General features: G+C 70.3%; 8 protein-coding genes. 5 read left to right on the top strand and 3 right to left on the bottom strand.

The features are described from left to right. Window positions 1–72 precede the first annotated feature (72 nt). Window positions 73–276 (top strand): hypothetical protein, encoded by a 204-nt coding sequence (locus KDL01_RS01100; RefSeq protein WP_212526369.1) that lies wholly within the window; start codon window positions 73–75, stop codon window positions 274–276. A 66-nt stretch (window positions 277–342) separates the two neighbouring features. Next, window positions 343–732, top strand: a complete 390-nt coding sequence (locus tag KDL01_RS01095) for a S26 family signal peptidase (protein WP_212526368.1) — start codon at window positions 343–345, stop codon at window positions 730–732. Between the two features lie 44 nt (window positions 733–776). Here the strand turns inward: KDL01_RS01095 and KDL01_RS01090 are convergent, their stop codons facing one another. Together KDL01_RS01090 and KDL01_RS01085 are read right to left on the bottom strand one after the other, a co-directional pair. Then, complete coding sequence (locus KDL01_RS01090; protein WP_212526367.1) at window positions 777–950, bottom strand: hypothetical protein; 174 nt, start codon at window positions 948–950, stop codon at window positions 777–779. Between the two features lie 91 nt (window positions 951–1,041). Further along, the gene (locus KDL01_RS01085; RefSeq protein ID WP_212526366.1) at window positions 1,042–2,028 is read right to left on the bottom strand and encodes a LysR family transcriptional regulator; all 987 of its coding nucleotides are present in this window, start codon (window positions 2,026–2,028) and stop codon (window positions 1,042–1,044) included. Window positions 2,029–2,180: 152 nt separating this feature from the next. On the opposite strand from KDL01_RS01085, the gene KDL01_RS01080 reads away from it, so the two are divergent. The 3 genes from KDL01_RS01080 (at window position 2,181) to KDL01_RS01070 (ending at window position 4,163) form a co-directional block, all read left to right on the top strand. After that, entirely contained in the window at window positions 2,181–3,101 is a 921-nt protein-coding gene (locus tag KDL01_RS01080) for a zinc-binding dehydrogenase (RefSeq protein ID WP_212526365.1), read from the top strand. Window positions 3,102–3,139: 38 nt separating this feature from the next. Beyond that, the gene (locus KDL01_RS01075; protein ID WP_212526364.1) at window positions 3,140–3,559 is read left to right on the top strand and encodes a nuclear transport factor 2 family protein; all 420 of its coding nucleotides are present in this window, start codon (window positions 3,140–3,142) and stop codon (window positions 3,557–3,559) included. A gap of 157 nt (window positions 3,560–3,716) precedes the next feature. Next, on the top strand, window positions 3,717–4,163 hold the full coding sequence (locus tag KDL01_RS01070; RefSeq protein WP_212526363.1) for a hypothetical protein: 447 nt from the start codon (window positions 3,717–3,719) through the stop codon (window positions 4,161–4,163). A gap of 49 nt (window positions 4,164–4,212) precedes the next feature. Here KDL01_RS01070 and KDL01_RS01065 read toward each other — a convergent pair whose 3' ends face one another. Then, window positions 4,213–12,297 (bottom strand): RHS repeat domain-containing protein, encoded by an 8,085-nt coding sequence (locus tag KDL01_RS01065; RefSeq protein WP_212526362.1) that lies wholly within the window; start codon window positions 12,295–12,297, stop codon window positions 4,213–4,215. Between the last annotated feature and the right edge of the window lie 35 nt (window positions 12,298–12,332).

Here is a 12,332-nt window from a genome sequence, read left to right as displayed (position 1 = left end):
CATTGCTAACCTGACGATTCTGTGAATATTCTTGCAGTCATCCTGCAAGCCACACGAAGGGACGGTAAAGCGATGCTCAACGCCCTTGGACGGCTCGGTGACCGCGTGCTGCGCGGCGTGCTGCCCACCACCGAAGCCCAAGCCTGCGCCTACGAGTTCAACAACTGCCAGAACGTCACCTGGTACGCCAGCTACGAGGCGGAGGGTAACTGTCTGAACTCCTGCGGCCAGCGCGTGTGCACGGTCTACTACTGGGGCGACCTGTTCGGCTGCTGACATGCATGTTCGGCCGTCGGCCGGTCCCGGCCGGCCGGCGGCCGTCAATCCGGAGGAGGTCCACCCGTGTTCTACGCCCTGGCCCCGGCGCTCGCGGCGCTGTGCCTCCTGTTCGCGGTCACCGCGCTGCGCAGCCGGTACGGCGTCGTCGTCGTGCGCGGCCCGAGCATGGCGCCGACCTACGTCTCCGGCGACCGCGTGCTGATCCGTCATCTGCGCGGCGCTCAGGTACGCGTCGGCGACGTCGTGCTCCTGCGCGTGCCGGGGGAGGATGCGACCGCGGCCGAGGACGGCGTCCTGGTGATCAAGCGTGTGGTGCAGACCGGCGACGGGAGCAGCGTGCCGGCGGGCAGCGTCGTCGTGCACGGGGACAATAGGCGACAGAGTGTTGACTCACGCGTGTGGGGGCCGGTGAACGCCGAACGCCTGCTCGCGAAGGTCGTGCGCAAATTCTGACGCCGCCCCGATGGATTGCGCGGCGCTCAAACGAGCAAGACAGGTCACTGATCGACTTCGGCGGAGTGGGCCGCCCCGCCCGGTGATTCGCCGTCGACGCCCCGCGCGATCAGAGTCGCGATCAGGTTTCTGACCTCGGCGGGAAGTGGTGATTCAGAGCCCTTCAAGGCCCGCTCGGCGTGGCGCCACCGGCTCAGAGCGGCCGCGGGCTCGTCCATGCCCGGGTGCTGACCCGCCTGATCGGCCCGGAACGGCGGTTGCGCCTGGTACTCCCGCTGTGGCCGCACCGCAGGCCGACGAACCCTGCGATCACACGCCAGGCCGCCTGAGCGGACTCGTCCCGAGGTCGGCGGTGTCCGTGTCGGGGAGCCAGTCCTTGCCCGGCCGGTACTCCAGCCATCGGCTGCTGCGGCCGACGTCGGCGAACGCGCGCAGCAGCGGTTCGATGCCGGGGTGCGCGTCCGCCGGGCGCCACAGTAGCGACCAGGCGTAGAGCGGCGTCGGGTCGACCAAGGGGACGAACCGTACCGGCGCATGCTCGGCCGGCTCCAGGTCGGCGGGGATGAGGCCGACGCGGCGCGGGTCGGCGGCCACCTGCTCCAGGAAGTGGTCGAGGCCGAGGTTCGCCGGGCCCGACGCGGTCGGCACGCCGAATTCGTCGGAGAACCTCTGCAGCAGGTCAAGGCGTTCCACGGCCGCCGGGCACCACAGGATGCTGTCGCGCAGCTCGCTCGGACGCACCTCGGTCCTGCCGGCGAGGGGGTGTCCCGTGCCCAGGACCAGGTCCAGCGGTTCGAGGCGGACGAGGCGGTGGGTCAGGCCGGCCGCCGAAGCCTCGCCGTCGCCCCCGCGGCTGCGGTGGACGCGGCCGAAGCCGACGTCGGTCTCGGCCCGCGCGAGGGTGTCGGCCACGCTGGGCAGGTCCCGCGCCGCGCCGACCTCGACCGGCTGGTCCGGCAGCCGGTCGAGGGCCTGGCGCAGCGTGCGCATCGGTGCGAACAGGTGGCCCCAGACGTCGATGCGCAGCGGCCGCTCGACGTGGCGCGCGGCCGCGACCGCCCGGTCCCCGGCCGCGACGAGCTGCCGGGCCGGCTCCAGGAAGCGCTGGCCGGCTTCGGTCAGCTCGACGGTCTGCCGGCTGCGCAGGAAGAGCGGCAGGCCCAACTCGGCCTCCAGCCGTGCGATGCGCTTGGAGAGCGCCTGTTGGCTGAGGGACAGGTCCTCGGCTGCCTGGCCGAAGTGCAGCCGGTCGGCGGTCGCGAGGAACGCGCGTACCTGAGCGAGGTCAAGATCCACGCTCTCTACCTTGGCCGATCTCCGATGGTTGTCAAACCGTCCCGGCGGTTGTTGGAGACAGGGGGCTGCTTCGCGGTTACCTGGGTCTCGAGGCCGGGACGCCGAGAACGAGGCAGCCGGGCGACGAGGACGAGCAAGGTGAGGGGACTGTCATGAAGGCCATGATCGCCACCGGGGACCCGGCCGCGAGCGTGGAGCTCGCCGAGGTCGAGGAGCCCCGGCTGCGTCCGGACGAGGCGCTGGTCAAGGTCGAGGCGTACTCGGTCAACCGCGGGGAGACCTTCCTGCTCGAGGCGCCGCCGCCCGGTTGGCGGCCGGGCAAGGACATCGCCGGGCTCGTCGTACAGGCCGCGGCGGACGGCTCCGGGCCGGCGGTCGGGCGCCGGGTGGCCGGGCATCCGGCGCAGGCCGGCTGGGCCGAGTACGTCGCGGTGCCCACCGGCTCCCTGGCCGAGCTGCCGGACGAGGTGGACAGTGTGACCGCCGCGGCCCTGCCCCTGGCCGGACTGACCGCGCTGCGGCTGCTGCGCGTCGCCGGAGCCGTCACCGGTCGCAGGATCCTGATCACTGGGGCCTCGGGCGGGGTCGGGCACTACTTCGTCGAACTCGCGGCGGCGGCCGGCGCGCTGGTCACCGCGGTCACCGGCTCGGCCGAGCGCGGCCGGCGGCTGCTGGAGCTGGGCGCGGCCGAGATCGTGCACGAGGTGGCCGCCGCGTCAGGACCGTTCGACCTCGTCCTCGAATCCACCGGCGGCCCGAACCTGGCGGCAGCCGCGTCGAAGCTGGCCCCGCGCGGCACGCTCGTGTGGTTCGGCCAGGCCAGCCGCACTCCCGCCACGCTGAACTTCTTCGACTTCCTCTACGGCCCGACCTCCGCCGTGATCCGGCACTTCTCCTACGCGGACTTCGACACCCCCTACGGCGAGGACCTCGCCACCCTCGTCCGCCTGGTCGCCGCCGGACGTCTGCACCCCGAGATCGGCCTGACCGCCGACTGGGCCGGGACCGCCGAGGTCCTGGACCGCCTGCGCGGCCGGGCGATCCGCGGCAACGCAGTACTCACCATCGCCTGACATCATTCATCTGCATCAGAGAACGAAGGAGCACCACCATGAACAAGGTCCTGGACCCGAAGGCCGTCGTCGTGCGCTACGTCGAGGCCGTCCGCGACGGCGACGCCCAGACCATCCGAGAGAGCTTCGCCGAGGACGCGACCTGGCTCTACCCCGGCAGCCTGCCCATCTCCCGCCTGTGGGAGGGCCGCGACGCCATCGTCGACGACTTCCTCGGCGGCATGGGCGCCTACCTCGACCCCTCCGCCCCGGTCGTCATCGAACTGATCGACGCCTTCGCCTCCGGCGAACAAGTGGTGGCGGAGTGGACCTCCAAGGCCCTGGCCGCCAACGGCGCCGCCTATGACAACCGGTGCGTGGGCGTCTTCACCGTGCGCGACGGCGAGATCACCTCCGTCCGCGAGTACGCAGACACCCACCACGTCGCCGCCACCCTCTTCGGTCCGCCGAAGGCCTGAACTCTGCCCGGACCCACAACGGCGTGGGTCCGGGCCGGGCCGTTACGGGGTCGGCACGAACCGGGCCCGCAAGCGCGTTGTGTGGGTCAACCGGCGGCCGCTATAGTTCCGTTCCGCGTCATGAAGGTACTCATATCAATAATCGTGGGGGGATATCGTGGGCAACCTCGATTTCAACAATCATGCAGGTTTCTCCTGGTACTGCATCCTGCTGGCGGTCTCCGGCGTGCTGCTTCTCGGCCTGAGCGTCCTGCCCGGGCTGAACGTAGCCGGTCGCGTGCTGAATCTGCTCTTCGGGCTGGGTTTCCTCGGCTACGGCTGCTACCTGATCTTCCTGTTCCACGGTGGGCAATACCTCGTCTTCTTTCAGGCCTTCATCGTTCCGGTCCTGCTGCTGATCAACTCGATCCGTGGTGTACGCTCCGCGAACCTGCACCGCCGCGCGCGCAGCCGACAGAAGAAGCGCGCGGTCACCTACGAGCGCGACTTGGTGCGCGAGCAGGCTGCGGTCCAGGCCGCCCTCGCGCAGGCACACGCCGCTCACAGCATGGCGAGCCAGGCGCAGCCGGCTGTGTCAGCCGATGGCCAGAGCGCAGACGCCTGATACAAGAGGTCACCTCGAGCGGCGCTGCCGAACTGCCGAACCGCCGCTCTCACCCGTTCTCCGTGCTGTTCTCGGAGTCCTGGCCGGCGTCGACTATCTTGGCGATGGAGCTGCCGGTGAGGCCGGTCTTGTTGGCCAGCAGGTCGTTGACGAGGTAGTCGATGGCCAGCTTCTCGCCGAAGGTGAGGGCGAGGTCGGGCAGGCCGCCCTGGTGGAACCAGCGGCCGGACAGGCTGAGGTGGCCGAAGGTCTTGACGGCGCCGAAGGTGAGGCCGCCGACGAGGCCGCCGGCCAGGCTCAGGCCGGCGGCCTGCCAGAGGTGGTCGCCGTCGAGGGTGAGGCCTTCCTTGCCGAAGCCGAAGGTGGAGCCGGTCACCAGGGTGGCGATGAAGCTGCCGAGGGCGGGGACGGCGGTGTTGCCGATGAAGAAGTCGAAGGTGCCGGCGCGCCAGCGCTGCGGGTTCTCGTTGCCCGCCCACTCGTTGTCCCAGTGCTTGTCGTTGTTGTACGGCTGCCGGTTCCAGTCCTTGCCGCCGTCGATGTTGCGCAGGCCGTCGCGGAAGCCCTTGAGCGCGGTCTCGGTGAGTACGCCGTAGCCGGCCTTCACGCCGCTGCGGATGGCGCCGCCGGCGAAGAAGCTGCCCCACTGGCCGGGGGTGAAGTTCCAGCCGTCGGTGGCGCCGGTGATGATGATGTTGGCGCCCACGTCGATCAGGAAGTCCTGCAGGAAGTCCATCGCGGTCTTCTCGCTGATCCTGGCCCACGAGGCGTGGAACGTGCCGACGGCGCCGTCCTCCTTGGTGAACTCGAGCCGGTTGGCCTCGCGGATCATCCGGTTCCAGCCGCGGAACTCGTTGAGCTCGGGTACCAGGCCCCTGATCTCACGTTCGGTGCCCACCATCCGCCACCGGCCGAAGGTGTCCCTCTCCATCACCACGCCCCGGATGCCGCGGTAGCGCAGCAGCCGGCCGGCGCCGTCGGTGAGCCGCCACTGCTTCTGGAAGGACTCCTTCTCCAGGAAGTTCGTGCGCTGCACCACGGTGGCCACGCCCGCGGCGTCCGTGGTCGTGATCCGCGAGACGACGGGGTCGCGCTGGCGCCAGACGGATCCGAAGTCGTACTCCTTCCACACGTCGGTGCCGTACTGCCCCGGGTCGCCGTAGACGCGGACCCTGCCGTCGATCGCTTCGCGCACGACGACGCGCTGATTGCCGACGATGCGGTAGTCGCGCCAGTCGGCCGTCTTCGGGGTGCGCAGCCCGTCGGGCAGGCCCTGGTAGAACCCGTGCGAGTTCTTCCATTCACGGAAGGCCGTGCTCGCGGCGTCGAGGTCGCCCTTCCCGTCGAACTTCGCCGAGCGCCACTCGCCGTCCGCGCCGCGCCAGGCCCGGATCGAGGCGCCCTTGTCCAGCGCCCGGAAGTCGCGCACCGGGAAGTTCAGGCCGTTGTGCGCCTCGAAGTCCGTGAACGAGTCGTCCCAGGAGCCGCTGCGCGGGGTGTTGCGGCCGGAGACGCGGATGCCGTCGACGCCGGTGTGGGGGTCGCGCCAGCTCCAGTTCCCGGCGCGCGGATCGCCGTGTGCGACGATGTCGCCCGCGCCGCGGCCGTCGAAGTGGTCGGTGCGGCCGATGAGCTGGCCCATGGAGTTGCGGGTGATCGACGGGATCCGGCCGGTGGGCGTCACGTCCGAGAACCGCGCCCCGCGCGCCTGGCCCGGGTCGAAGCGCGGCTTGATGTCGGAGGTGAAGTGCACGACGTCGCCGGTGTCGGTGACGTATCTGGCCACGTAGTCGGTTCCGTCGTGCCGGAACGTGTCGACCCAGGTCTTGTCGTCCTCGAAGGTGCGGATGCCGGACTGCGCCACCGTCCCGTCGCCGCGCACCTCGCGCCAATCGAGCGTGTTCGCGGGGCGTAGATCGGGCCGGGCCGGGTCCAGGGCGAAGGTGTCCCAGCGGCCGTCGGCGTCGCGGCCGATCTCGATCTTGTTGCCGTTCTCCAGCTTGATCACGCTCCGGGCGAGCAGCCCGTTCCCGGCGAAGTCGAAGGTCGAGCCGTCCGGGGTCGCGACCCGGACGCCGTGCGCGATCTCCACGCCGTGCGCGTCCTTCTCCACCCAGCTGAAGACCTGGAAGCGCGAGTCGCCCATGAAGAAGCCGCGGGTCGGGAAGTCGATCGTGCCGTACTTCGAGGTCTTCCACTTCCACAGGAAGTCGGGGATCCGCTGCTCCGAGTACCGGGTGAACCCGAGGGTGTGGCCGCCGCCGATCACCTCGAGGCTGCCGGTGTCCTTGCCCTGCTGGGAGATCTCCTTGAACGAGGGCTTGACCCCGAACCCGGCCCGCGCGTCGCCGGAGATCCCGTGCTCGCGGTAGTGGCCGCCGTGCGCGGGGAGGTTGAACGCGCTCCAGTGCTCCTGGGCGAGCTCGGTCCCGGTTCCGGTGCGGAAGGTGTCCTTCCAGCCGAAGGCGCCGAGCGCGGGCCTGGTCCGGGTCCCGGCCAGCTTCGGCATGCCGTCCTTGTCGAAGCGGGTCCAGCGGAAGGTGCCGTCGGGCAGCCGTTCGCCGCGGACCAGGCCGCCGTCGATGCCGACGCGGTACTGGCGGATCGTCAGGCCGGCGGAGTCGACGTCCTTGGCGTCGACTCCGCCGTCCTCGTTCGCGAAGCGCCGGAAGCCGGAGTCCGTCAGGTGCCCGGCGTCGTCCCATGAGGTCCACTGCCGCTTGCCGTTGGGGAACTTGAGCACGTCGAGTTCCTGGCCGAGGGTCAGCCGCTCGCGGGTGAACAGGGCGGTCTTGTCCGCGCCGGCCAGCTCCAGCGTGCCGTTCTTCTTGATCGCCGCGGCTCCGGAGCCGTTGTACGCCTCGGGCAGCCGCGGGTCGCGCACGGCCGCGTCGACGCGGGTCCAGCGTCCGGTCCACGTGCCGTTCGCCTCGGTGAAGCGGACCTCGAAGTGGTCGCCGGTGCGCAGGCCCTTGGCCGTCAGGATCGTGATGTGCGCGCCGGTGAGCCGGCCGCCGAGGTCGAAGGTCCGCGTGTCGCCGAGATGCGCGGCGGCCGTGTCGGTCAGGACGACGCCGCCCCCGTCGGCGGTGCGGGCCGGGGTGAAGCGGGTGACGTCGGCGCCGCCGCCGTCGAGCACGCTCAGCGTCGGGTTGCCGTCGGCGTCGAGGTTGACGTGGTCCTCGTGCACGCGCAGGCCGCTGGAGTCCTGCAGGTGGATCCGCCGCGTCAGCATCGTGCCGGTCGCGCTGTCGAACTCGGCGAACGCGTCGAGGGTCAGGCCGGGGCGGTTGTCGGTGAGACGGATGATCCCGGCCTGCGGCGTGGTGATGTCGAAGTGGCCGACGATCGTGTCGTCTCCGGCGCGCACGGTGGTCTGCGCGTGGCGGTCCGGGTCCAGGTTGATGTGGTCCTCGTGCAGATGCAGGCCGTTGAAGCTCTCGAGGTCCGTGCGTCGGTAGTTCATCGTGCCGGTGACGCCGTCGAACTCGACGTGGGAGCCGGGCAGGTGTCCCGGACCGGTCTCGGTCACGTGGAAGTGCCCGTTGTCCGCGCGTTCGCCCCGGAACCCGTCGAGCACGGCGTTGTCGTCGTTGCGGATGGTGATCCGCGGGTCCCCGGTGGCCGGGTCGGCGTGCACGTGGTCCTCGTGGATGTGCAGGTCGCCGAAGCGCTCCAGGTTGATCCGCCGGGTGCGGATCTCGCCGGTCATGCCGTGGAACTCGGTGTACGTGTCCTGCGTGTGTCCCGGCCGCAGGTCGGTGACCATGAAGTGCTCGTCGCCGTACCGGGTGGCGTCGAAGTGGCCGAGCACGGCGTCGTCCGCGTCGCGGATCGTGATCGTCGAGTGGCCGGTGGCGGTGAGGTTCACGTGGTCGTCGTGCACGTGCAGGCCGTTGAAGTCCTCGAGGACCAGCCGCTGGTAGTGGATCTCGCCGCTGACGCCGTGGAACTCGGCGTACGAACCGTGGGCGTCGGTGGCGATGAAGTGGCCGGCGTCGGTGCGGTAGGCGCTGAAGGCGGGCTGCGCAGTCCCGTCGGGGCCGCGCACGCCGGTCGTCGGGGTGCCGGTGCCGACGTCCGGGTTGAGGTGGTCCTCGTGGACGTGCAGGCCGCCGAAGCCCTCGAGGTTCGTGCGCTGCGTACGCACCGAGCCGGTGACGGCGTCGAACTCGGTGAACGAGCCGTCGGTGTAGCTGCCGTGCTGGGTGTCGGTGACGGTGAAATGCCCGGCAGCGGTCCGGTCGGCCCGGAATCCGCCGAGCACGGTGCCGTCGCCGTCCTCGAAGGTGTGCGGGGCGTCGTTCGGGCCGGGCATGTGGTTGGTGGCGAAGTGCAGGTCGGTCAGGTCGCCCGTCACCGGGTCGCGGGTGGTCAGGCTGCTCGAGCGCAGCTCGTCGTCCGCGGTGAAGGTGAGCGTGTGCACGCCGTCCTGGCTGGTCAGCGTGAAGCCCGCGTGCGCGTCGTCGTGGGCGAAGTCCCAGCGCTGGTCCGGCAGGCCGGGGGCGTGGAAGCTCGCCGTGCCGTCGGCGTAGTCCACGTGCACCGACTCGAGGTCGCGGCCGCCGAGGCTCGCGCTGAGTTCGGCGGCGACGAGCTCGCCGTACCCGGCCCGGTCGGAGACCTCGATCACGCTGCCGTCGTTCCTGGTGATCAGGATCGTCCGGCCGTCGATCGCGGCGTTCGTCTGCGGCACCCGGACCCCGTCCTGGCCGACGACGGTCGCGTTGTGGAACTGCGGTGTGGAGCGGACGTCGATCTCCAGGTGGCCGATCGCGTGGCCGTCCGCGTGCTGGAGCGGAAAGCCGTAGCCGACCATCCGGCCGTCCTCGCCGAAGTCCTGCCAGATCTCGTCGTGCCCGGGGATCGCGAGCCGGAAGTCGCCGGAACCGTCGTCCTTCGGCCGGAAGCTCCAGGCGTCGGTGGTGCCGTCGTCGTTGGCGGTGTGCGCGAGCCCGGCGCCGTGGTCGATGTGCAGGCCCTGTGTCGGTGTGCCGAAGTGGTCGAAGAGCTGCTTGGGCTCTACGGTCAGCGTGCCCGAGGCGTCGAACTGCCAGGTGCGCCAGCCGTCCGCCTCGTGGAGCTGGAATCCGCCGTGCGCGTCGATCTCGGTGAGTGTGCCGCCGACTTCGACGTCGCCGGTGTGCACGTTGACGAGTTCGGCGAACTCGGTGCGGTCCGCGCCGAAGGAGATGATCAGCTGGTGGTCCGGGCCGAGCGGGCGCATGGCGACCGTGGTCGCGCCGGTGTCCGGATCGACCGCGATCGGCCGGTCGCCCGGGCGGGCACCGCCGACCAGCCGGGGGCGGGCGAGCAGCGAGGCCGTCAGGTCACTGTGGTCTTGCAGGGTGAGCGCGGCGGCGGTGGTCTGCAGCTCGTGCAGTCCGGTGTTCGCGTCGGTGAACTGCTTCGTGGCGGCGTCGAGCTTGGCCGCCGCGTCGATCTGCGCGTCGGTCTGCGGCGCCTTGCCGTTGAACGCGGCGCCGGCCACGCCGTCCTGAGGGTCGGCCCCGGAGAACTGGAGGTCGTGCTCGGCCTTGGCCTCGATGTACGTGTACTGAGCCTGCTTGAAGTCGGACCACGAGACGGCCAGACGCTCGGCGTTCGGGTCGATCAGGCCCGGCACGCCCGCGAGATCCGGCTCGGTGAAGTGGCTGGAGACATCGGTGCCGCGCGCGCCCGCGGAGTGGGCGGCGGTCTCGTCGACGGAGGAGCTGGACACGGCCGGGATGGTGGTCGGCTGCTCGGTGTGGACGGTGACGGTGGGTATCTCGGCGGGCGCCACGGCCTTCACCTCGCCGTCGAGCTTCGCCGCGCCGCCGAAGTTCACGGTTCCGTCGAATGTCGCGGCCCCGTCGAACTTCACGGTGCCGTCGATGCCGATCTGGGCCTCGCGGATGTCCACGTGCATGCCGGCATCGCCCGCGTGGACGGCGATCTCCGGGTTGGTTTGCAGGGCCCTGATCTCGGCCGGCACGCCGGTGCCGTGCGGGTCCGCGGCCAGCCGGGTCGCGTCGATCTGCGGGGTGTCCAGGTGCGGGGTCGGCGTCGTCGCGGACAGGTGCACGGTGGTCGAAGTCTCGGTCGGCGCGAGGTGTTGCAGTGCGCCGACGTCCGGGCTGCTCAGATGCACCGCGCCTGCCGGGTCGATGTGCCCGGTGCCGGCGGAGACCGTGGTGCTCTCGATCCTGACTCCGGCGCCGGTCTGCGTGACGGCGAGCCCGTGCGTTTCGGCGACGTTGACCTGCGTGTGCGCGATGGCGGTGAGGTTGGGCATGTCCTGCGCGGTCGGCAGGCGGGTGGCGGAGGACGAGGCGAGGTCCACGGCGTGCAGGTCGGTCGTGCTCAGGTTGCCGAGGTGCAGCGTCGGCACGGAGACGCGGAGGTTCCCTGCCGTGTGTACGGAGCTCGCGCCCAGGTTCGGCACGCTCAGGTGGTTGAGCCCGGGAAGGTTCAGATCGCCGGCGTGCAGGCTCCCGGCGTTCACGTCGGCGGTGTGGACCGCCGCGACGTTCACGTTCCCGGCGTGGATCGAGGGTACCGAGAGGTCGGCGGTGTGCAGCGTCGGCACGCTCACGGCGCCCGTGTTCACGTCCAGGTTCGCGGGCAGCTTGTCCTCGTGCACTGTCACGAAGGACAGATCGTTCATCTTCGCGATGACGGTGCCCTGGCCGATGTTGTTGAGTTCCTTGGGGAAACGCAGGTCGGGGAGCTCGAGATGGTTCAGGCCCAGAGCGGTGCGCGGCATGCGCATGCTGATGGCGCCGATCTCCAGCGAGCCGTGCGTGAACCCGGCCGCGAGGTTGCCGAGGGACACGTGCGAGGCCTCGAGGTGCGCGTCCAGGGAGGCCATGGTGAAGTCCGTGTTGAGCTTCGGCACGGCCGCGTCCAGACCCCGGGCCAGGTTCAGGTTGACGGCGGCCGGGCGCGGAACGTCGAGATAGCTGAAGCCGGCGAAGTGGAACTCGCCCGTGCGCACCCCGGCGAGGGCGAGTTTGTTCAGGTTGCTGAGATTCGTGACGGGGTCGGCGGTGATGCCGAGGCCGCGGTCCAGGAAGCCCAGCCGCAGCCCCTCGAGCAGGCCGAGCCGCTGCACCTCGACCGCGTCGATCGGCAGGATCAGGCTCAGGAAACTGCCGGTGCGCACGCTGGTGAAGATCTTCAGGCCGCCCGCCACGATCAGGTCGGCCAGCTTGGCCGCGAACGTCGTGCCCGCGGTGATCAGGGTGCTTGGCAGGTCCTTGAGCCCGGTGAAGACCCAGACGCCGCCCTTGAGCACGAAGTTGCCCAGCTTCATCAGGTTCTCGACCGTGACCAGGTCGCTGAAGTTGGTCGTGTTGAGCAGGTCCATGAAGTCGGTCAGCCCGGCGCGGATGTCGACGAATCCGCCCTTGATGAACGAGCCGATGCCCTTGACCAGGTCCGCCAGCTCGCCGAGGGAGATGCCGCGGGTGGTCGGCGCGATCACGCCGAGCGCGGCGAGCAGCAGGCCGCCGAGGCTCAGGTTGCCCTGCGCGAACTCGACCAGCGCGTTGACGAACAAGATCGCGTTGACCACGAACTCGACCAGCGCGATCACGCCGCCGAAGATCATCGCCGGGAGGATCAGCAGCAGTGCGATCCAGCCGAGGATCTGCAGGAACTCCTGCCAGGGGCTGAGCGGGTCCGACGGCCCGGGCAGGTTCTGGATGGCCTTGGCCGCGGTGCCCTCCGCGTCCTTGAGGTCGGATCCGGCCTGGTTGGCCGAGGTGGCCCAGCCCTTGACCTTCGGATCGTCGGACTTCAGGCCGGAGTTCTGCGCCTGTGTCAGCAGGCTGTCGGCGGTGCCCTGATGGTCGTTGAGGGCGTTGATGTACGTCTGGAGCGCGGGCGCGGCCTGGCTGAAGGCCGTCTGGGCGCTCTGCACGAACCGGGTGATCCGGCCGTTCATCTGCGCTTTGAGCGCGTCCGCGGTGGCCCCGACGAGGTTGCCGGTGGTGGCGTAGCCGTTGACCTTGTTGATCGTGTCCAGGATGGTCTGGTAGTCCGTGGCCAGCGAGTTGATCAGGTTGAAGACGTCCTGCACCTGATCGGGGTCGCCGGGGGTCGGGTCGCTGGACAGGCCCAGCGCCGACCAGTCGCTCGGCCGCGTCATCGCACGCTCGTCTTCGCTCGGGGTGAACGCGGCTC

It is taken from the genome of Actinospica durhamensis (assembly GCF_018139695.1).
Taxonomy (GTDB): domain Bacteria; phylum Actinomycetota; class Actinomycetes; order Streptomycetales; family Catenulisporaceae; genus Actinospica; species Actinospica durhamensis.
This window is presented reverse-complemented; position numbering and strand designations above follow the sequence as displayed.